The following is a 23,603-nucleotide window of genomic DNA, read 5'->3' as shown; positions in this document are numbered from 1 at the left end:
TTAAGGATCCTTCCAATCTGCTCGTCAAGACGTGGCGCATGAAACATCAGATATGACGCTCCATTTTCCCGGTCACCGGCACGACGCGGGCAGCTCCTCCACCAGCCAGGCGTGCAGCTGCCGGGCCGCGTCGGCGACGTCCTCACCCGTCTTCAGCGTCAGCGCCGGCACCCGCGGCTCGGCGACCGCCACGTCGAACAGCCGCAGGTAGGCGCCGGCGGTCGTGAGCTCGGTGTCCGTGACGGTCGCCGGCAGCTCGTCGAACTCGACCTCCGCCGGGTCGGCGAGCACGACGCCGGTCGCGCCGGCCGCGTCCGCCACCGCGGCGGCGAGCAGCGCACCCGAGCCGGACCCGAGCACGACGAACGGCTCGCCGGCCGCCTGCTCGCGGATCACCTCGGCCGCCTTCGCGACCAGGGCGCCCAGGTCGGCCGGTGCGGGGGTCTCGCCGTCGAACCCGGGCGCGGGCAGCAGCCACGCCTCGCGGACGCCGTCGAACCGCATGGTGACCTCTTCGCACCAGCTCGTCGAGCCGGTGAGCGTGCCGACCGCGAACAGCAGCGGCCGGGACCCGCCCGTCGTCACGCGCCGGAGCCGCGGGGTCCACGGTGACGCCGGCAGGAACTGCGAGGCCGTGGCGAGGAACGTCCGGAACTCCGCGGTGCGGCCGGTTTCCCGGGCCGTCCGGAGCAGGGTGCCCAGTGAGCCACCGGCGTCCGACGTGGTCAGGGCGACGTTGGCCAGCAGGTGGTCGGTCAGCTCGGCGACGGTCGGGTAGTCCCAGACGAGCGCGGCGGGCAGTTCGAGCCCGGTGGCCGCGCTGATCCGGTTGCGCAGCTCGACGACGCCGAGCGAGGTGAACCCCAGCTCGGCGAACGCGGATTCCGGTTCGACGGCGTCGACGGACGGGTGCCCGAGCGTCGCCGCGACCTCCGCCCGGACCCAGTCGAGCAGCCACCCGGGCCGGTCGGCGGCCGGGAGGTCCGCCAGGCGCCCGGTGATCGGCTCGATCTCCGGCGCATCGCTCGCGTCGGGTGCCATCGTTCCCGGCACCGCTGTCCCCGACGCCGCTGTCTCCGGCAGCACCATGTCGAGCCAGTACCGGCTGCGCTGGAACGCATAGGTGGGCAGGTCGACCCGGGCGGCACCGGCGAAGAACGGCGCCCAGCCGACGTCGACACCGTGGACGTGAGCAGTGCTCAACGCTGTGAGCAGTGCTCTCTCCTCGTCTCGGTCACGCCGCAACGCCGGGATCGCGACGCAGCCCCCGCCGAGCGTTTCCCTGGTCATCGTGCTGAGTACGCCGTCGGGACCCAGCTCCAGGAACGTCGTCACGCCTTCGGTTTCGAGGGTGCGGACGGCATCGGCGAAGCGGACTGCCTCACGGACATGGCGGACCCAGTAGTCGGCGGTGAACGGCTCGGCGAGAGCACCGCTCACATTCGAGATCACCGGTATCGCCGCCGGGTGGTACGTGAGCGTCTCGGCGACCGCGCGGAACTCGTCCAGCATGGGGTCCATCAGCGGCGAGTGGAATGCGTGGCTCACCGTGAGGCGCTTGGTCTTGGGGAACTGCGCGGCGATCGCGAGGACGGCGGCTTCGTCGCCGGAAATGACCACCGACTCGGGACCGTTCACCGCGGCGATGGACACACCTTCGGTCAGGACGATGTCGGACTCCGGGGCCGCGATCGAGACCATGGCGCCGCCGGCGGGCAGGGCCTGCATCAGGGACGCACGGGCCGTGACCAGGCGGCAGGCGTCTTCGAGGGACAGCACCCCGGCCACGTGGGCCGCCGAGATCTCGCCGATCGAGTGACCGGCCACGAAATCCGGGTGGACGCCGAAGGACTCGACCAAGCGGAACAGCGCCACCTCCACCGCGAACAACGCCGGCTGGGTGAACTCCGTGCGGTTGAGCAACTCGGCGTCGTCGAAGGCTTCGCGCACGTCAGGAAGGTACGCGAGGACGGCATCGAAAGCTTCGGCGTAAGCGGGGAAGCGGGCGTAGAGACCGCTGCCCATGCCGACTCGCTGGGCGCCTTGGCCGGTGAACAGCGCGGCCAGGCGGCCAGGGCGTTCGCGGCCGGTGACGACGTTCGGGGCCGATCGGCCGTCCGCCAGTGCGGTCAGCCCGGCCGAAAGCTCCTCACGACTGATGCCGTGAACCACCGCCCGGTGCGCGAACCGGCTCCGCGAGGAAACCAGGGACGACCCGACATCGGCCGGGTGCCCGGCGACGTCCAGCAGTTGAGCGGCCTGCGCCCGCAGCGCGGCTTCGCTCCGCCCGGACAACACCCACGGCAGCAACCCCGTCTCGCCGCGCTCGGAAACCACCGGCGGCGAGGAAGGAGCCTGCTCGAGGATCGCGTGCGCGTTGGTCCCGCTGACGCCGAACGAGGACACCCCGGCCCGCCGCGGCCGATCGGACGTCCACTCGCGGGCTTCGGTCAGCAGCTCCACCGCGCCCGACGTCCAGTCCACATGGGACGACGGCGTGTCCACGTGCAGCGTCGGCGGGAGGACACCGTGACGCATCGCCATGATCATCTTGATGACCCCGCCGACGCCGGCCGCCGCCTGGGTGTGGCCGATGTTGGACTTCAGGGAGCCCAGCCACAACGGCGTCGAACGGTCCTGGCCGTAGGTCGCCAGGATCGCCTGCGCCTCGATCGGGTCGCCGAGGGTCGTGCCGGTGCCGTGCCCTTCCACGACGTCCACTTCGGACGGTCGCAGTCCGGCTCCGGCCAGTGCGGCGCGGATCACCCGCTGCTGCGACGGGCCGTTCGGGGCGGTCAGGCCGTTCGACGCGCCGTCGGAGTTCACCGCCGTACCGCGGACCACCGCGAGCACCGGGTGACCGTTGCGCCGGGCGTCGGAAAGCCGTTCCACAGCGAGGATTCCGGCACCTTCACCCCAGCCGGTGCCGTCGGCGGCGTCGGCGAAGGACTTGCACCGGCCGTCCGCGGCGAGGCCGCGCTGGCGGCTGAAGTCGATGAACACCCCCGGCGTCGAAAGCACCGTGACGCCGCCGGCCAGCGCGAGGTCGCACTCCCCCTGCCGCAGCGACTGGCACGCCAGGTGCAGCGCCACCAGTGACGACGAGCAGGCAGTGTCCACGGTGAGCGCCGGGCCCTCCAGGCCGAGCGCGTAGGCGATGCGACCGGACACCACGCTCGCCGAGCTGCCGGTGCCGAGGAACCCGTCGACGCCCTCGGGAACGGCGAGCGGGCGGGACGCGTAATCGGAGTACATCACGCCGGTGAACACGCCGGTCCGGCTGCCGCGCAGCGTATCCGGGTCGATCCCCGCGCGTTCGAGCGCCTCCCACGACGTCTCCAGCAGGAGCCGCTGCTGCGGGTCCATGGCCAGCGCCTCCCGCGGCGAGATGCCGAAGAAGCCCGCGTCGAAGTCGGCGGCGTCGTAGAGGAAAGCGCCTTCCTTGGCGTAACTCGTGCCGGGGTGGTCGGGATCCGGGTCGTAGAGCGCGTCGAGGTCCCAGCCGCGGTCGTCCGGCAGGCCGGCGACCGCGTCGCGGCCCGCGGCGACCAGGTCCCACAGGTCGTCGGGGCCCCGGACACCGCCCGGGTAACGGCAGCCGATGCCGACGACGACGATCGGGTCGCCGTCCACCCGGCGCTCCCGCACCACGACCTGCGCCGTCTCCCCGGACACCCGCTCGACGACGTACTTGGTGAGCGCCTGCGGGTTCGGGTGGTCGAAGACGAGCGTGGCCGGCAACCGCAGGCCGGTTTCGGCGGCGAGCCGGTTGCGCAGTTCCAGCGCGGTCAGCGAGTCGAACCCGAGTTCCTTGAACGCCCGCGCGGGCTCGACGGCGGCGGCCGAGGCGTACCCGAGCACGCCCGCGACCAGGCCGCGGACGAGTTCGAGGACCTGGCGGGTCCGGTCGTCCGCGCCGAGCCCGGCGAGCCGGTCGGCGAACGACGACTTCGCGACCGCCGCCGCGGCTTGACGGCGCAGGGGCGGCAACAGGCCGTGGAGCAGCGCGGGCGTCACCGGCCGGCGGCGCAAAGCGGCGAGTTCCAGCCGGACCGGCGCGAGCACGGCGCGGTCCGCGGCGACCGCCCGGTCGAACAGCGCCAGTCCGAAAGCGCTGTCCAGCGGGGTCATGCCCGCGACCGCCATGCGCTGCAGGTCGCCCTCGGCGAGGTGCCCGGTCATCGAACTGGCCTCGGCCCAGAGTCCCCACGCCAGTGCGACCGCGGGCAGGCCGTGGGCCCGGCGGTGCTGGGCGAGCGCGTCGAGGTAGGCGTTCGCGGCCGCGTAGTTGGCCTGCCCCGCGCCGCCCATGGTGGCGGCGAAGGAGGAGAACAAGACGAAGGCGGACAGCCCCGACGTGAGTTCGTGGAGGTTGAGGGCCGCGTCGGCCTTGGGCCGCAGCACCGCGTCCAGGCGTTCCGGCGTAAGGGATTCGACGACGCCGTCGTCGAGGACGCCGGCCGCGTGCACGACCGCCGAAACACGGTGCTCGGCGAGGACCGCCGCCAGCTGCGCACGATCGGCGACGTCGCAGGCGATCGCGGTCGCGGTGGCCCCCTGTCCGGCCAGCTCGGCAACGAGTTCCGGGAGGGAACCGCGGCGGGACAACAGAAGCAGCTCCCGGACGCCGTGCTCGGTGACGAGGTGCCGGGCGACCAAGCCGCCGAGCAGGCCGGACGCGCCGGTGATCAGCACGGCGCCGTCGCCCCACTCGGGCGTGGTGTCCGAAGTGGACGCGCGGGCCAGCCGCGGGACGTGCCACTTCCCCGCGCGCAAGGCGAGCTGGGGTTCCCCGACGGGCAGTTCCGCCGGGATCTCACTGGCGTCGAGCAGCACGAACCGGCCGGGGTTCTCGGCCTGGGCCGAGCGCACCAGGCCGGTGACGGCCGCGGCGGCGAGGTTCGGCACGTCTTCGCCGTCGACCGAGACCGCGCCCGAGGTCGCGATGACCAGCAGTTCTTCGGACGCGAGGGATTCCTGGAGCCGCGCGAGGACCACCGTGGTCGTCTCCCGCACCGAGCCGTCCGGGACGCGGAACACGGTGAACTCGCTGGTCAGCTCGGTGACCGGCAGCTCGGGCCAGCTGACTTCGAAGAGCGCGTCGCGGGTGGGCTCGGCCTTGGCGGGCGTGCGCAGGGTCAGCGACCGGACCGTCCCGACCGGGGCGCCGGTTTCGTCGGCCAGCTCCAGCGCGACGGCGTCGCCGGACCCCGGCGTCAACGTCACGCGCAGGACCGTCGCGCCGGACGCGGCCAGCGAGACGCCGCTCCAGGCGAACGGCAGCTTCGGCCCGTCCCCCGTCGCGGACAACGCGCCGAAGCCGGCGGCGTGCAGGGCGGCGTCGAGCAGCGCCGGGTGCAGGCCGAACCGGGCCGCCTCGGCGCGCAGTGCCTCGGGCAGCTCGACCTCGGCGAAGACTTCGCTCCCCCGCGTCCACACGGCACGCAACCCGCGGAACGCCGGGCCGTAGTCGACGCCGGTCGCCGCCATGGCCGGGTAGAAGTCCGCCAATTCGGCGCGCTCGGCCCCCGCCGGCGGCCACTCCGAAGCGGAGCTTTCACGGGAAAGCGGCGCTTCGGTGAGGAGGCCGGTGGCGTGGCGGCTCCACGGCGTGAACTCGTCCGGGCGGGAGAAGATCGCGAGTTCGCCGTCGTCCCGCACCGAAACCTGGAGGTGCATCCCACCCTGGGCGGGCAGCACCAAGGGGGTTTCGAGGGTGAGTTCGTCCAGCGTGCGGCGGCCGACCTGGTCGCCGGCGCGGATCGCGAGTTCGACGAACGCCGTGCCCGGCAACAGGACTTCGCCGCCGACGCGGTGGTCGGCCAGCCACGGCAGGCTGTGCAGCGAAAGCTTGCCGGTGAGCACCGCGCCGCCCGAGTCCGCGAGCCCGACCACGGCGCCGAGCAGCGGGTGCTCCGCCGCGGTCAGCCCGAGGCCGCCCGCGTCGCCGACCGCGACCAGCCGCGGCCAGTACCGTTCGTGCTGGAACGCGTACGTGGGCAGTTCGGTGCGCATGGCGCCGGGGAAGGCGTCGTCCCAGCGGACGTCGACGCCGTGCACCCAGGCTTCGGCCAGCGACGTGTGGAACCGGGCGAGCCCGCCTTCCCCGCGACGCAGAGTGCCGAGGGCGCCGTCGCCGATCGCCATGGTCAGCACGGGGTGCGGCGAGGCCTCGACGAAGGTCCGGAATCCCTGGCCCGTCAAGGCGGTCACGGCGGTGTCGAGCCGGACCGGACGGCGGAGGTTGGTGTACCAGTATTCGGCGTCCAGTTCGGTGCCGTCGAGCCAGTCGCCGGTGACCGTCGAGAAGAAGCCGGTCGTGGCCCGCACCGGCCGGACCGGGGCCAAGACTTCGAGGAGACGCTCACGGATCCGCTCCACCTGCGGCGAATGCGAGGCGTAATCCACCGGGATCCGCTTCGTGCGGACGTCGTCGGCGGCGCAGGCGGTCATCAGTTCGTCGAGCGCGGCCGGTTCCCCGGAGACGACGACCGCGGCGGGCCCGTTGATCGCGGCGACCGACAGCCGCTCGCCCCACGGCGCGATCCGGGCCGTCACCGCGTCGGCGGATTCGGCGACCGAGACCATGCCGCCCTGCCCGGCCAGCTCCAGGATCGCCTGGCTGCGCAACGCGACCACGCGAGCACCGTCCTCGAGGGACAAGGCGCCCGACACGACCGCGGCCGCGATCTCGCCCTGCGAGTGCCCGACGACCGCGGCCGGTTCGACACCGTGGGAACGCCAGAGTTCCGCCAGCGAAACCATCACGGCGAACAACGCGGGCTGCACGACGTCGACCCGCTCCAGCATCGCGGAGTCACGGATGGCGCCGGTCAGCGACCAGTCCACAAAGGACGACAGCGCCGTCGCGCACTCGGCCATCCGGGCGGCGAACACCGGCGACTCGGCCAGGAGCTCCACGGCCATCCCGGCCCACTGGGAACCCTGGCCGGGGAACACCATCGCGACCTTGCCCGCGGCGGCCGTCCCCTTGACGACGGCCGGAGCGGGAAGATCTTCGGCCAGCGCGGCGAGTCCGGCGGCCAGGCCGTCCCGGTCACCGACGACCACCGCGCGGTGGTCGAACGCGGACCGCGTCGTCGCCAGCGAGAGCCCGATGTCGCCGACCGGCCCGTCGACGCCGGCGAGCGCGGCGGCCTGGGCGCGCAGTGCCTCGGCCGACCGGGCCGAGAGCACCCAGGGCACGACTCGCCCGGGCTCGTCGGCCCCGGCGGCCGGACGGTCCTCGGCCGGCGCTTCCTCCAAGATCGTGTGCACGTTGGTGCCGCTCATGCCGAACGCCGACACCGCGGCCCGGCGCGGCCGGTCCGACGGCCACTCACGGCGTTCGGTGAGCACCTCCACCGCACCGGCCGACCAGTCCACCCGGGACGACAGCTCGTCGACGTGCAGGGTCCGCGGGAGGACGCCGTGGCGCAGGGCCATGACCATCTTGATGACCCCGGCGACCCCGGCGGCGGCTTGTGTGTGGCCGATGTTGGACTTCACCGAACCCAGCCACAGCGGCGCTTCCCGGTCCTGACCGTAGGTCGCGAGCAGCGCCTGGGCCTCGATCGGGTCGCCCAACGTCGTTCCGGTGCCGTGCGCCTCGACCGCGTCGACGTCCGAAGTGGACAAGCCGGCGTCGGCCAGCGCGGCCCGGATGACCCGCTGCTGCGACGGGCCGTTCGGCGCGGTCAGGCCGTTCGACGCGCCGTCGGAGTTCACCGCCGAACCCCGGACGATCGCCAGCACCGGGTGGCCGTGCCGGCGCGCGTCGGAAAGCCGTTCCACCACGACCATGCCGCTACCCTCGCCCCACGAGGTGCCGTCGGCGGCTTCGGCGAACGCCTTGCACCGGCCGTCGGCGGCCAGGCCGCGCAGCCGGCTGAACGCGATGAACGAACCCGGCGTCGGCAGCACGGTCACGCCGCCGGCGAGCGCGAGGTCGCACTCCCCCTGCCGCAGCGCCTGCACCGCCAAGTGCAGTGCGACCAGCGACGACGAGCACGCCGTGTCGACGGTCAGCGTCGGTCCCTCCAGCCCGAACGCGTACGCGACGCGTCCGGAAAGGACACTCGCCGCGTTGCTCGTGGCCAGGTGCCCTTCGAGGGCCTCGGCGGCGCTGAGCATGAGGGTGCCGTAGTCCTGGCCGTTGGAGCCGACGAAGACACCCGTGCGGCTGCCCTTCAAGGACGGCGGCCGGATCCCCGCGTGTTCGAAGGCCTCCCACGACGTTTCCAGCAGGAGCCGCTGCTGCGGGTCCATGGCCAGCGCCTCCCGCGGGGAGATGCCGAAGAAGCCCGCGTCGAAGTCCGCGACGCCGTCGAGGAAACCGCCCTCGCGCACGTACGACGTCCCGGGCGCCTCGGGGTCCGGGTCGTAGAGCGAACCCAGCTCCCAGCCGCGGTCCTCCGGGAACCCGGAGATCGCGTCGTGCCCGCCGTCGACCAGATCCCACAGCTGCGCCGGGGTCCGGACACCGCCGGGGAACCGGCAGCCGAGGCCGACGATCGCGATCGGTTCGTGCGACTGGGCTTCCTGGAGCCGCCGGCGGGTGTCCTGAAGATCGGCCGTGACCCGCTTGAGGAAGTAGCGGAGCTTTTCCTCGTTGTCCATCGTCGTTCACTCCATGCAGTAGCGGGCGCCGGATCAGGAGATGCCGAACTCTTTGCCGAGGAGGTCGAACATCTCCTCGTCGCTGGCGGTGTCGAGGCTCGGGGCGGCGGGTTCGCCCGCCCAGCCGGCCGTGAGCAGCCGCAGCTGCTCGGCGACCCGGGCCCGGTCGGCTTCGCCCAGGCTCGCGCCGAGCCGGCCGAGCTCGTCGAGCAGCCCGTCGACCCCGCGCGGTGCGGGCTGGTCGCCCGCCAGTTCCGCGGCGAGGTGCCGGGCCAGTGAAGACGGCGACGGGTAGTCGAAGATGAGCGTCGCCGGCAGGCTCAGCCCGGTGACGCGGTCGAGGCGGTTGCGCAGTTCCACGGCGGTCAGCGACGTGAAGCCGGTTTCGCTGAACGCCCGGTCCGGCGCGACGTCCGCCGCCCGGCCGTGGCCGAGCACCGCCGCCACGTGCTCGCGGACGACGTCGAGGACGAGTTCGCCGGCGTCGGCCGGGGACAGCCCGGTCAGGCGATCGGCCAGTCCGGTGTGGACTTCGGCGACCGGGGCCGCCGGCGCCAGTTCCGCGTACAGCGGGCGTGCCTGGCCGGGCAGGTAGGTGTCCCAGTCGATGTCGGCGACGACCTGGGAACGCGTGACCCGGCCGAGCGCGGCCGCGGCTTCCGCCGGCGGCAGCGGGGTGACCCCGGCGCGCCGCATGCGGTCGGCGTTTTCGGCGGCCATGCCGTCGCCCGCCCACGGGCCCCACGCGATCGAGGCGGCCGGGCGGCCCATCGCGCGACGGCGGTGGGCGAGCGCGTCCAGTTCGGCGTTGGCGGCCGCGTAGTTCGCCTGCCCGGCGGCGCCGGCCGCGCCGGCGAGCGAGGAGAACAGCACGAAGGCGTCGAGGTCGCCGGTCAGCTCGTCGAGGACGCGAGCGCCGGTCACCTTGGCGTGCAACACTTCGGCGAACCGGTCGCCGGTGAGGGTGTCGACGACGCCGTCGTCGAGGACGCCGGCCGCGTGGACCACCGCGGACACCGGGTGTTCGGCCAGCAGGGCCGCGACCGCGTCCCGGTCGGCGATGTCGCAGGCGACGACCGTCGTGCGCTCGTCCGGCGCCGCACCGCCGCGGCGGCTGGCGAGGACGACGTGCTCGGCGCCGTGACCGAGGAGCCAGCCGGCCACGTGCCCGCCGAGCGCCCCGGTCCCGCCGGTGACGAGCACGGTGCCCCTCGGTGTCCACTGTGGACCGCTGCTGGTGTCGCGGACGAGCCGCCGGGCGAAGACCCCGGCGGACCGCACGGCGACTTCGTCCTCGCCGCCAGCCGCGAGCACGGCGCACAGCCGCTCGCCGTCCTCGGGGCCGAGGGTGTCCGGCAGGTCGACCAGGCCGCCCCAGCGGTTCGGGTGCTCCATCGCGACCGTCCGGCCGAAGCCCCAGAACTGGGCCTGGGCCGGGTCCGCGACGGGTTCGCTGTCCTGGGTGGCGATCGCGCCGCGGGTGGCGCACCACAGCGGCGCGGTGACACCCGCGTCGCCGAGGCCCTGCACCAGCGCGAGGGTCTGCGGGAGCCCGCCCGCCACGGCCGAGCCCGGGGTGCCGGCCGCGAAGGCCAGCAGCGACAGCGCGCCGGCCGGGGTGGCGCCCTCTTCCGCCAGCTTGGCCTCGACCAGCTTGGCGACGGTGATGCGATCGGCGTCTTCGGGGACCCGGACGACCAGGGGCCGCGCCCCCGACGTCGCGAAGGCACCCGCCACCGCGGTCACGGCGCCGGCGTCGTCGAGGGTTTCCGGGAGGACGAACAGCCAGTCGCCGGAGACCGCGGCCCCGGTTTCGCGCAGTTTGCGCCAGACGACGCGGTAGCGCCACCCGTCGGCCGGGGAGTCCACCCGGGACTCCCGCCGCCAGCCGGACAACGCCGGGAGCGCGGAGCCGATGGCCTCGCGCTGGTCGCCGTCGAGGCCGAGCAGCTCGCCGAGCGACTCCAGGTCTTCGCCTTCGACGGCCCGCCAGAACTCGGCGTCCGCTCCGGACACGGGCGCCGCGGGGGCGGGTTCGGGCCAGAAGCGCTGCCGCTGGAAGGGGTAGGTGGGCAGGTCCGCCGTGCGGGCCGGCGGGTAGAACGCGGCCCAGTCGACGTCCACGCCATGGACATGAATAGTGCTCAACGCCGTGAGCAGTGCTCTCTCTTCGCCGCGGTCACGCCGCAGCGCCGGGACCGCCGCCGGGCTGCCGACCATGGCGCTGAGCACGGCGTCCGGGCCCAGCTCCAGGAACACGTCGGCACCGGCAGCCCGCAGCGTCGAGATGCCATCGGCGAACCGGACCGCCTCGCGGACGTGCCGCACCCAGTAGTCCGCCGTGAACGGCTCGGCGAGAGCACCGCTCACATTCGAGATCACCGGTATCACCGCGGGGTGGTAGGTGAGCCGTTCGGCGACGGCGCGGAAGTCCTCCAGCATCGGGTCCATCAGCGGGGAGTGGAAGGCGTGGCTCGTGTTGAGCCGCTTGGTCTTGACGCCCCGCGCGGCGAACTCCGCGGCGATGTCCAGGACCGCGGCCTCCTCGCCGGAGATCACCACCGACTCGGGGCCGTTGACCGCCGCGATCGAGACCCCGTCGGTCAGGGTGATGGCCGGCTCCGGTGCGGCGATGGAGACCATCGCCCCGCCGGACGGCAGCGCCTGCATCAGCGACGCTCGCGCGGCCACCAGCCGGCAGGCGTCTTCGAGCGAAAGCACTCCGGCGACGTGCGCCGCGACCAGTTCACCGATCGAGTGCCCGGCGACGAAGTCCGGGCGCACGCCCCACGCCGTCACGAGCCGGTGGAGCGCGACCTCGACGGCGAACAGCGCGGGCTGCGTGTAGCCGGTCCGGTCGAGGCGGTCGCCGCCGTCGAAGACGATCTCGCGCAGGGACGCGTCGAGCAGGCCGTCGAACTCCGCGCACACGGCGTCGAACGCGTCGGCGTACACCGGGAACCGGTCGTACAGCTCGCGGCCCATCCCGGCGCGCTGCGCACCCTGGCCGGTGAACAGCACGGCGAGCCGGCCGGGGCCGGCGGTGCCGCGGACGCCGTTGTCGAGGTCCGCCAGCCCGGCGAGGAGTTCGCCGGTGCCGTCACCGAGCACTACGGCCCGGTGTTCGAGAGCGGCGCGACCGGTCGCCAGGGTGCGGCCGACCCCGGCCGCGGGAACGTCGTCGGCGACCGCCGCGCGAAGACGGCGGGCCTGGTCCTGGAGGGCGTGCTCGTCCCGCGCGGACAGCGGCCAGAGCGTGAGTCCACTCTCGACGGTGGTGGCGGGCTCGGGTTCCCCGGCTTCGAGGACCACGTGGGCGTTCGTCCCGCTGACGCCGAACGCCGACACCGCGGAGCGGCGGGCGCGGCCGGTCTCGGGCCACGGCGTCGGCTCGGTGAGCAGCTCGACGGCGCCGGCCGTCCAGTCCACGTGCGACGACGGCGCGTCGACGTGGAGCGTCTGCGGGAGCACGCCGTGGCGCATGGCCAGCACCATCTTGATGATCCCGGCGATGCCGGCGGCGGCCTGGGTGTGACCGATGTTGGACTTCACCGAACCCAGCCACAGCGGCGTCTCGCGCTCCTGACCGTAGGTCGCGAGCAACGCCTGGGCTTCGATCGGGTCACCGAGGGTGGTGCCGGTGCCGTGCGCCTCGACGGCGTCGACGTCCGAAGTGGACAGACCGGCGTCGGCGAGCGCGGCGCGGATGACGCGTTGCTGCGACGGGCCGTTGGGTGCGGTGAGACCGTTGGAGGCGCCGTCGGAGTTGACCGCCGAGCCGCGGACGATCGCCAGGACCTGGTGGCCGTTCCGGCGGGCGTCGGACAGCCGCTCGAGCAGCACCAGCCCGGCGCCTTCGCCCCAGCCCGTACCGTCGGCCGCCTCGGCGAACGCCTTGCAGCGGCCGTCCGAAGCGAGGCCGCGCTGCCGGCTGAACTCGACGAAGGTGGCCGGGGTCGACATCACCGTCGCGCCGCCCGCCAGCGCCAGGTCGCATTCGCCGCGGCGCAGCGCCTGGGCGGCGAGGTGGATGGCGACCAGCGAGGACGAGCACGCGGTGTCGACCGTGAGGGCCGGGCCCTCCAGGCCGAACGCGTAGGCCAGCCGGCCGGACACGACCGCGGCCGCGTTGCCGGTGCCGATGAACCCGCCGACCTCCTCGCCCGCCGCGCCGAGCAAGCCGGCGTAGTCCTGGCCGTTGGTGCCGGCGAACACGCCGGTCCGGCTGCCCCGCACCGAATGCGGGTCGATGCCGGCGCGTTCGAAGACCTCCCACGTGATCTCGAGCAGCAGGCGCTGCTGCGGGTCCATGGCGAGGGCTTCGCGCGGCGAGATCCCGAAGAAGGCCGCGTCGAACTCCCCCGCCGCGTCGAGGAAACCGCCGTCGCGGACGTAGCTGTGGCCGCTCTTGCCGTGTTCCGGGTCGTAGAGCGCGCCGAGGTCCCAGCCGCGGTCTTCGGGCAGTCCGGTCATCGCGTCGACGCCGCCGGCGACGAGCCGCCAGAGGTCTTCCGGCGTCGCGACCGAGCCGGGGAAGCGGCAGCCCATGGCGACGAGCGCGATCGGCTCGTCGGTGCCGGCGCGCGCCGGGCCGGCCTCGACCGGTTCCGGCAGCCGGCCGAGCAGCTCGCGGTGCAGGTGCCGGGCGAGCGCGACCGGCGTCGGGTGGTCGAAGACGAGGGTCGCGGGCAGGCTCAGCCCGGTCGCCGCGTCGAGGCGGTTGCGCAGTTCGACGGCGGTCAGCGAGGTGAAGCCGCTTTCGGAGAACGCGCGTTCGGCGTCGACCGCGGCGGCGTCGGGGTAGCCCAGAACGGCCGCGACGTGCGTGCGGGTCAGGTCGAGGACCTTCCGGCTGCCGTCCTCTTCGGACAGTCCGGCGAGGAGGCCCTCCGGTTCCGCGGCCGCCGGTTCGACGGTCGGGGTGGTCTCGGCGAACCCGGTGAACAGCGGCCGGGGCCGGACGGACCGCAGCCCCGGCAGGTAGACGTCCCAGTCGAGATCGGCCACGACCGCCACCGGCGCGTCACCGGCGGCTTCGACGGCGAGGGCGTCGAGGGCGAGGCCGGGTTCCAGGGCGCCGACGCCCGCGGCACGCAGCCGGCGGCGCGCTTCGGCGTCCCCGGCGGCCATCCCGTCCCCGGCCCACGGGCCCCACGCGATCGAGACCGCGGGCCGGCCCGCCGCACGCCGTTGCTGCGCGAGCGCGTCGAGGTGCGCGTTGGCCGCGGCGTAGCTGCCCTGGCCCGCCGCGCCGAACGCGCCGGCCATGGAGGAGAAGAGGACGAAGGCGTCGAGGTTTCCGGTGAGCGCGGCCAGGTTCTCCGCGGCGGTCGCCTTGGCGCGCAGGACCGCGTCGAACCGTTCCGGCGTAAGGGATTCGATGACGCCGTCGTCGAGGACGCCCGCGGTGTGCACCACCGCGCGGAGGTCGTCGGGGAGCACGGCGGCCAGTGCGGCGCGGTCGGCGGCGTCGCAGGCCACGATCTCGACCTCGCAGCCGAGCGCGGTCAGCTCGCTTTCCAGTTCCGCGGCGCCGGGCGCGGCCGGTCCGCGACGGCTGAGCAGCACCAGCCGCTCGGCACCGCCGGTCGCCAGCCGCCGGGCGACCTGGGCGCCGAGCGCGCCCGTGCCGCCGGTGACCAGCACGGTTCCGCGCGGCTGCCAGATCTCGCCCGACGTCGCGGCACGGCGCTCCAGCCGCCGCGCGAAGACCCCGGACGCGCGCAGCGCGACCTCGTCCTCGGCGCCGGCGAGCACGGCGGCGAGCCGCTCGCGACCGCGGTCGTCCAGCTCGGCCGGCAGGTCGATCAGGCCGCCCCAGCGCTGGGCGTACTCCATCGCCGCCGTCCGGCCGAGGCCCCAGACCTGGGCCTGGACCGGCGCTTCGACGCGGTCGGCCCGCACGGCCGCGACCGCGCCCCGGGTGAGGCACCACAGCCGGCCGCCGAGGCCGAGCTGCAGCAGCGTGGCCGTGCCCGCCGCGACACCGCGGCCGCCGTCGGCCAGTGCCAGCAGCGAAAGCACTCCGTCCACTTCGGAGCCGTCGAGGGCTTCCGCCACTCGTTCGCCGAACTCCTCTCGGGGCGTCAGCGGGTCGATCCGCACCGGGGTGACGCGGCCGCCGCGTTCGATGATCGTCTGCGCGACGCCGCCCACGACGCCGGTTTCCCTCGACTCGGGCACGACCAGCAACCAGTGCCCGGCCGACGCCGGCACGTCCTGGGTCACCGGGCGCCAGGCGACCCCGTACCGCCACGAGTCCACAGTGGACTCCTGGTGCCGCCGCCGGTACCAGGCCGACAGGGCCGGGGTCACCGCCGCCGCGACGTCGTCGTCCAGCTCGAGTTCGGTGGCCAGCTTGCCGCTCGCGACGACGTCCCAGAAGCCGGAGTCGCCGCCGGGCGTCACGCCGGACTGCTGCTCGCTCGCGAGCCAGTAACGCCGGTGCCGGAACGCGTAGGTGGGCAGGTCGACCCGGCGGCCGCCGGGGAAGAACGGCGCCCAGTCGACGTCGACGCCATGGACGTGAGCAGTGCTCAACGCCGTGAGCAGCGCTCTCTCTTCATCACGGTCACGTCGGAGCGTGGGGATGGCGATGCCGGGGACCATAGCGCTGAGCACGCCGTCCGGGCCCAGCTCCAGGAACACGTCGGCACCGGCCGCCTGCAGCGTCGAGATGCCATCGGCGAACCGGACCGCCTCGCGGACGTGACGGACCCAGTAGTCGGCGGTGAACGGCTCGGCGAGAGCACCGCTCACATTCGAGATCACCGGTATCGTCGCAGAGCGGTGGTTCAAGGTCTCCGCGACCGCGCGGAAGTCCTCGAGCATCGGGTCCATCAGCGGCGAGTGGAACGCGTGGCTCACCGAGAGGCGCTTGGTCTTGACGCCCCGCGCCGCGAACTCCGCGGCGATGTCCAGGACCGCGGACTCGTCGCCGGAGACCACCACCGACTCGGGACCGTTCACCGCGGCGATGGACACGCCTTCGGTCAAGACGATGTCGGACTCCGGGGCCGCGATGGAGACCATCGCGCCACCGGCGGGCAAGGCCTGCATCAGCGACGCCCGCGCGGCGACCAGGCGACACGCGTCGTCGAGGGACAGGACACCGGCCACGTGCGCGGCGGAGATCTCACCGATCGAGTGCCCCGCCACGAAATCCGGGCGGACGCCGAACGATTCCACCAGGCGGAAGAGCGCGACCTCGACGGCGAACAGCGCCGGCTGGGTGAACTCGGTGCGGTTGAGCAGCTCGGCGTCCGCGAGGGCGGCGCGGAGGGCGGGGTCGAAGTGGGCGAGGACGGCGTCGAAAGCTTCGGCGTAAACCGGGAAGCGGGCGTAGAGGTCTTGGCCCATGCCGGCCCGTTGCGCGCCTTGGCCGGTGAACAGCACCGCCAGCCGGCGGTCCGGCCGGGCGATACCCGTGGCCACGGGGGTGTCCAGGGCAGCCAGGAGTTCCGCGCGGTCCTGACCGAGGACGACCATCCGGTGGTCCAAGGCGGCGCGGGAGTGGGCCAGCGAGTGACCGACGTCGACCGGGGACAGCGACGGCCGCGCCTCGACGTGCGTGCGGAGGCGCTCGGCCTGCGCGGCGAGCGCGTCCGCGTCACGGGCGGAGAGCAGCCACGGGACCACTCCGGGCTCCGGGCGTTCCGGCTCGGCGACGACGACCTCCGGCGCCTGCTCGATGATCGTGTGGGCGTTGGTGCCCGAGATGCCGAACGACGAGATCCCGGCGCGGCGCGGGTGACCGTTCTCGGGCCAGCGCCGTCCTTCGGTGAGCAGCTCGACCGCGCCGGACTCCCAGTCGATGCGCGATGACGGCGCGTCGACGTGCAGGGTCTGCGGCAGGACGCCGTTCCGCAGCGCCATGACGACCTTGATCACGCCCGCCACACCCGCAGCGGCCTGCGTGTGCCCGATGTTCGACTTGAGGGAGCCCAGCCACAGCGGCTCTTCGCGGTCCTGCCCGTAGGTGGCCAGCAGGGCCTGCGCCTCGATCGGGTCGCCGAGGGTGGTGCCGGTGCCGTGCGCTTCCACCATGTCCACTTCGGACGGTGCCAGCCCGGCTCCGGCCAGCGCTGCACGGATGACCCGTTGCTGCGAGGGGCCGTTCGGGGCGGTCAGGCCGTTGGACGCGCCGTCGGAGTTCACCGCGGAACCCCGTACCACGGCGAGGATTTCGTGGCCGTTGCGGCGGGCATCGGACAGGCGCTCCAGCAGCACCAGGCCCGCGCCTTCGCCCCAGCCGGTGCCGTCGGCGGACTCGGCGAACGCCTTGCAGCGGCTGTCCGAGGACAGCCCGCCCTGGCGGTCGAACTCGACGAACATGCCCGGCTGTGCCATCACGGCGACGCCGCCCGCGAGCGCGAGGTCGCACTCGCCGCGGCGCAGCGCCTGGACCGCCCAGTGCAGGGCGACCAGCGACGACGAGCACGCGGTGTCGACCGAGACGGCGGGGCCTTCGAAGCCGAAGGTGTAGGAGACGCGGCCGGAGATCACGCTGGTCGCGTTGCCGGTCAGCAGGTGGCCTTCGACGCCGGCGGCCACCTCGGCCACGCCGCTGCCGTAGGCCTGGTGCGCCGCGCCGACGAACACGCCGGTGCTGCTGCCGCGCAGCGACCGCGGGTCGATTCCGGCCCGCTCCAGGGCTTCCCACGAGATTTCGAGCAGGAGCCGCTGTTGCGGGTCCATGGCCAGCGCCTCGTGCGGCGAGATGCCGAAGAACTCCGCGTCGAACCCGCCCGCGTCGTGGACGAACCCGCCCTCGGCGGCGTCCAGCGCGGCGAGGTCCCAGCCGCGGTCGGCGGGCAGGGCCGTGAGCGCGTCGCGCCCGGTCTCGACCAGCTGCCACAGCTCCTCCGGGGACGTCACTTCGCCCGGGTAGCGGCAGCTCATCGCGACGATCGCGATCGGGTCGTCGTCGACGACCGTCGTGACGACCGCCGGGGTGCCCGGTGCCGCGTCGCCGGCGAGTTCGGCCTGCAGCAGCGCGGCGAGTGCCTGAGGGTTCGGGTGGTCGAAGGTGATCGTGGCCGGGAGCCGGAGGCCGGTCACCGCGGTGAGCCGGTTGCGCAGCTCGACGGCGGTCAGCGAGTCGAACCCGAGGTCCTTGAACGCCTTCGCCGGCTCGACGGCCTCGGCACCGTCGTGCCCGAGCACGGCGGCGACGTGCGTCCGGACGAGGTCGAGCAGGAACCGGCGGACGTCGTCCGCGCTGAGCCCCGCGAGCTTCGCGGCCAGCCCTTCGACACCCGGCACGGGCCCGGCCGCGCGGCGCGTGCGGACGCGGACCAGGCTGTGCCACAACGTCGGCAGGTGCTCGGCCTGGGCCCGCAGCGCGGCGAGGTCGACGCGGACGGGGACGACGCTGCCGGCGCCGGCGACCTGGGCCGCGTCGAACAGGGCGAGAGCCTCCTCGGTGCCGAGGGCACCGATGCCCGACCGGGCGATCCGGGAGAGGTCTTCGTCGTCGAGGGTGCCGGTCATCCCGCTGGCTTCGGCCCACTGGCCCCAGGCGAGCGAGACGCCGGGCAGGCCCTGCTCGCGGCGCTGGGCGGCGAGCGCGTCGAGGGCGGCGTTGGCGGCGGCGTAGTTGCCCTGGCCCGCCGCACCGGCGACGCCGGCCAGCGAGGAGTACAGGGCGAACCACGCGAGGTCGCGGTCGCGGGTCAGCTCGTGCAGGTTGAGCGCGGCGTCGACCTTGGGCCCGACGACCGCGTCGAGCCGTCCGGGGGTGAGGGATCCGACGACGCCGTCGTCGAGAACGCCTGCGGTGTGCACGATCCCGGTCAGGGGAACCGAGTCGAGCAGTGCGGCGAGGGCGGCGCGGTCGGTGACGTCGCAGCTCTCGACGCGCACGTCGGCGCCGAGTGCGGTGAGCTCGGCGACCAGTTCGGCCGCGCCCGGGGCGGCGGCGCCGCGGCGGCTGGTCAGCAGCAGGTGCCGGACGCCGTGGGTGGTCACGAGGTGGCGGGCCAGCAGGCCGCCGAGGGTGCCGGTACCGCCGGTGACGAGCACGGTGCTGTCCGGGTCCGGGGCGGCGGGGACGGTCAGGACGTTCTTGCCGACGTGCTTGGCCTGGCTGATGAACCGGAACGCGTCCGGCGCGCGGACGACGTCCCACGCCTTGACCGGCAACGGCGTCAGCCGCCGGTTTCCGAACAGTGCCAGCAGATCCCGGAGGATTTCCTGGATGCGGTCCGGGCCCGGGTCGCCGAGGTCGAACGGGAGGTAGGCGACGCCGTCGCGGGCGGCCGGGTCGCGCAGGTCGGTCTTGCCCATCTCGAGGAACCGGCCGCCGCGCGGGAGCAGGTCGAAGGAGGCGTCCACAAAGGACCCGGTGAGCGAGTTGAGGACGACGTCGACGCCGCGGCCTTCGGTGGCGGCCAGGAACCGGTGCGAGAACTCGAGATCACGTGAGGACGCGATGTTCGTGACACCGAGCGCGCGGACGGCGTCGTGCTTGGCCGGGCTCGCGGTGGCGAACACCTCGGCGTTCTTCGTGCGGGCGAGCTGGACCGCGGCCATGCCGACGCCGCCGGCCGCGGCGTGGACGAGCACGGACTGGCCCGCTTCGAGCCCGCCGAGGTCGAACAGGGCGTAGTAGGCGGTGACGAACGCGACCGGCACGGAGGCGGCTTCGGCGAAGGTCCAGCCGGCCGGGACGGGGACGAGCAGCCGCGCGTCGGTGACCGCGGTGGGGCCGAAGGCGCCGGTGAACAGGCCCATGACGCGGTCGCCGGGAGCGAGCCCGGTGACGCCGGGGGCGACTTCGGTGACCACGCCGGCGGCTTCGGAGCCGAGGACGGCGGCCGGGTCGGGGTACATGCCGAGCGCGATCAGGACGTCGCGGAAGTTGATCCCGGCGGCGCGGACGGCGACCCGGACCTCGCCTCGGCCGAGTTCCCGCCCGGGTTCCGGGGTGAGGGTGAGGCCGTCGAGGGTGCCGCCGGCGGTGGTGAGCCGCCACGACTCCCCGGGGATGGCGAGGGCGCCGCTGTGGGCGCGGACCAGGCGAGGTGCGGTGAACTTGCCTTCGCGGACGGCGAGCTGCGGTTCGGTGGCGGGCAGCGTGGTGAGGTCGGGCCGGGGTGAGCCGTCGAGGTCGAGGAGCTGGAAGCGGCCCGGGTGCTCGGACTGGGCGGACCGCACGAGCCCCTGGACGGCGGCCGCGGCGGGGTCGGTGTCGGCATCGCGGGTGACGACGACGAGGCGCCCGGGCCGGTCGGCGGCGAGCCAGTCCTGGACCAGCGCCAGCGCGCGGTGGGTGGCGGCTTGGACGGAGGTCGCGGCGGCGGCGAGAGTGGCGAAGACCAGCGCGGCGTCGGTGTCCAGGTTCGCTGTGAGCGGGAGACCGAGGCCGAAGGTGTCGGGACCCAGCGCGACCGCGTCGAGCGCGGGGCCCGCGGCGACGACGGTCCGATCGAGACGGAACAGGGAGCCGCTCTGGGCCGGGGCGGCAGCTGCGCCGGAGATCGGGCGCAGGACCAGGGAATCGACCGTCGCGACGGGGCCGCCGGACTGGTCGTGGACCGTGACCGCGACCGCGTTGTCGCCGGCCGGGGACAGGCGGACGCGCAACGCCGTGGCGCCCGATGCGTGCAGGGCGACGCCGCTCCACGAGAACGGCATGCCGCCGGTTGCGCCTGATTGCGCCGCGGCGGTGTCCGACGGGGCGGCGAGGCCGAGCGGGTGCAGGGCCGCGTCCAGCAATGCCGGGTGCAGGCCGAAGGCGGCCGCGTCGGGCTGGTACTCCTCGGGCAGGGTGACCTCGGCGAACGTGTCTTCGCCGCGGCGCCAGACCGTCCGCAGGCCGTGGAACGCCGGGCCGTAGGTGAAGCCGAGGCCGGCGAGACCGTCGTAGAGGCCGTCGGTCGGGACGCGCTCAGCTCCCGGCGGCGGCCACTCCGCCAGCTCCGCGGCCGGCGGGGCGCCGGTGGCCAGGAGGCCGCCGGCGTGCCGGGTCCAGGTGTCGGTGTCCTGGCCGGGGGTGGCGCCGTCGTCCGGACGCGAGTGCAGGGTGAGTTCGCGGCGGCCGGCGCCGTCGGCCGGGCCGACGAACACCTGGATCGCGACGCCGCCGCGCTCGGGCAGGACGAGCGGGGCTTCGAGGGTCAGCTCGTCGACGAGGTCGCAGCCGACCTGGTCGCCGGCCCGGACGGCCAGCTCCAGCAGCGCGGTCCCCGGGACGAGCACCGCGCCGCCGAGGGCGTGCCCGGCGAGCCACGGCTGGGTTTCCAGCGACAGCCGTCCGGTGAAGACGACGCCGTCGTGACCCGCCAGGCTCACCGCGGCGCCGAGCAGCGGGTGGTCCAGTCCGCCCAGGCCGAGCGATCCCGCGTCACCGTGGGCCACGCCGCCGCGGGGCCAGAAGCGTTCGCGCTGGAAGGCGTAGCACGGCAGGTCGACCCGGCGGCCGCCCGGGTAGAACTCGGCCCAATCCACGTCCACGCCGTGAACGTGAACTGTGCTCAACGCTGTGAGCAGTGCTCTCTCGTCGTCCCGCTCTCGTCGCAGAGCGCTGATCGCGGTTCCGTCGACCATCGCGCTGAGCACCCCGTCGGGCCCCAGCTCCAGGAAGATTCGGGCGCCCTCGGACTTGAGGGTGGCGACCCCGTCGGCGAAACGGACCGCCTCGCGGACGTGACGGACCCAGTAGTCGGCCGTGAACGGCTCGGCGAGAGCACCGCTCACATTCGAGATCACCGGTATCGCCGCCGGGTGGTACGTGAGGGACTCGGCGACCGCGCGAAACTCCTCCAGCATCGGGTCCATGAGCGGTGAGTGGAACGCGTGACTCACCGTGAGGCGCTTGGTCTTCGGGAACTGCGCGGCGATCGCCAGGACCGCGGACTCCTCGCCGGAGATGACGACCGAATCCGGGGTGTTGACCGCGGCGATCGAGACGCCCTCGGTCAGAGTGATCTCCGACTCGGGGGCGGCGATCGACACCATCGCGCCACCGGCGGGGAGGGCCTGCATCAGGGAGGCGCGGGCCGAGACCAGGCGGCAGGCGTCGGCGAGGGTCAGGACGCCGGCGACGTGTGCCGCCGAGATTTCGCCGATCGAGTGGCCCGCTACGAAGTCCGGTCGGACGCCGAACGATTCCACGAGCCGGAACAAGGCCACCTCGACGGCGAACAACGCCGGCTGGGTGAACTCCGTGCGATCGAGGAGCGCGGCGTCGTCGAAGGCGGCGCGGAGTGCGGGATCGAAGTGGGCGAGGACAGCGTCGAAAGCCTCGGCGTAGACCGGGAAGCGGGCGTAGAGGCCCTGGCCCATGCCGACCCGCTGGGCGCCTTGGCCGGTGAACAGCACCGCCAGCAGAGCATCCGGGTCGGCGGTGCCGGTGATGGCGTCCTCGATGCGCTCCAGACCGGACCGCAGTTCCTCGCGATCGGCGCCGAGCACCACCGCGCGGCGGGCGAGGGCGGCGCGCGTGACCGCGAGGGAGTAGCCGCCGTCGACCGGGTCGGGATCCGCCGCGAGCAAGCGCTGGGCCTGCTCCCGCAAAGCCGCGTCGCTCGCGCCGGAGAGCACCCACGGCAGCAGCCCGGCTGACGGGGCGGCCGGCTCGGGAGCCTCGGCCGCAGGGGCTTCCTCGACGATGACGTGGACGTTCGTGCCGCTCACACCGAACGCCGACACGCCGGCTCGACGGGGACCGTCCCCGGCCGGCCACGGGCGGGGCTCGGTGAGCAGTTCCACCGCGCCCGCGGACCAGTCCACTTCGGACGAAGGCGCGTCGACGTGCAGCGTCCGGGGCAGTATCTCGTGCCGCAACGCCATGACCATCTTGATGACACCGGCGATACCCGACGCCGACTGCGTGTGCCCGATGTTGGACTTCAGCGCACCGAGCCACAACGGACGGTCGGCCGGACGGTCCTGGCCGTACGTGGCCAGCAGGGCCTGCGCCTCGATCGGGTCGCCCAGCGCGGTTCCGGTCCCGTGGGCCTCGACGGCGTCGACGTCCGATGTGGACAGACCGGCGTTGGCCAGCGCTTGGCGGATGACTCGTTGCTGTGACGGGCCATTGGGTGCCGTGAGGCCGTTGGAAGCGCCGTCGGAGTTCACCGCGGAACCGCGGATGACGCCGAGGATCCGGTGCCCGTTGCGGCGGGCGTCGGACAGCTTCTCGAGCAGGATCATGCCGACGCCTTCGCCCCAGCCCGTGCCGTCGGCGGCGTCGGCGAAGGACTTGCAACGGCCGTCCGACGCGAGACCGCGCTGGCGGCTGAACTCCGCGAACGCCAGCGGGCTCACCATCACCGTGACACCACCGGCGAGCGCGAGGCCGCATTCGTCCTGCCGCAGCGCCTGGCACGCCCAGTGCAGCGCGACCAGCGACGACGAACACGCAGTGTCCACGGTGACCGACGGGCCTTCCAGCCCGAAGGTGTAGGACAACCGCCCCGACATGACGCTCGGCGCCTCGCCGGTCAGCAGGTAGCCCTCCGAGCCCGCGGCCGACTGCAGCGTGCTGCTGTACCCGGACGCGTTGGCGCCGATGAACACGCCCGTTCGGCTGCCCCGCAACGAAAACGGGTCGAGGCGGCCGCGCTCCAGGAGTTCCCAGGACGTCTCCAGCAGGAGGCGCTGCTGGGGGTCCATGGCCAGCGCCTCACGCGGGGAGATGCCGAACAGGCCGGGGTCGAACCGGGCCGCGTCGGGGACGAAGCCGCCCTCGACCGCGCGGGTGCCTTCCTCGCCGTACATGCGCTCGACGTCCCAGCCGCGGTCGTCCGGGAAGCCCGACATCGCGTCGGTTCCGGTCGCGACGAGGTCCCACAGGTCCTCGGGCGAGGCGACCCCGCCCGGGTACCGGCAGGCCAGGGAGATGATGGCGATCGGCTCCTGCTCGGCCGCCTCCGCCGCCTGCAGCCGCTGCCTGGTCTGGTGCAGGTCGGCCGTCACGCGCTTGAGGTACTCGAGGAGCTTGTCCTGCTCTGACATCGCCAACCTCATCCGTTCGTCCA

Annotated in this window: 2 protein-coding genes; both read right to left on the bottom strand. The window is 73.9% G+C overall.

The window, feature by feature from the left end:
* Positions 1-72: 72 nt before the first annotated feature.
* Positions 73-8,619: a type I polyketide synthase gene (locus MUY14_RS02850; RefSeq protein ID WP_247020492.1), complete on the bottom strand. Its 8,547-nt coding sequence runs from the start codon at positions 8,617-8,619 to the stop codon at positions 73-75.
* Between the two features lie 33 nt (positions 8,620-8,652).
* Positions 8,653-23,586 carry a type I polyketide synthase gene (locus MUY14_RS02845; RefSeq protein ID WP_396126836.1) on the bottom strand — a complete coding sequence of 4,978 codons (14,934 nt, stop codon included), beginning with the start codon at positions 23,584-23,586 and terminating at the stop codon, positions 8,653-8,655.
* Positions 23,587-23,603 lie beyond the last annotated feature (17 nt).

The sequence above is a fragment of the Amycolatopsis sp. FBCC-B4732 genome (assembly GCF_023008405.1).
Taxonomy (GTDB): domain Bacteria; phylum Actinomycetota; class Actinomycetes; order Mycobacteriales; family Pseudonocardiaceae; genus Amycolatopsis; species Amycolatopsis pretoriensis_A.
This window is presented reverse-complemented; position numbering and strand designations above follow the sequence as displayed.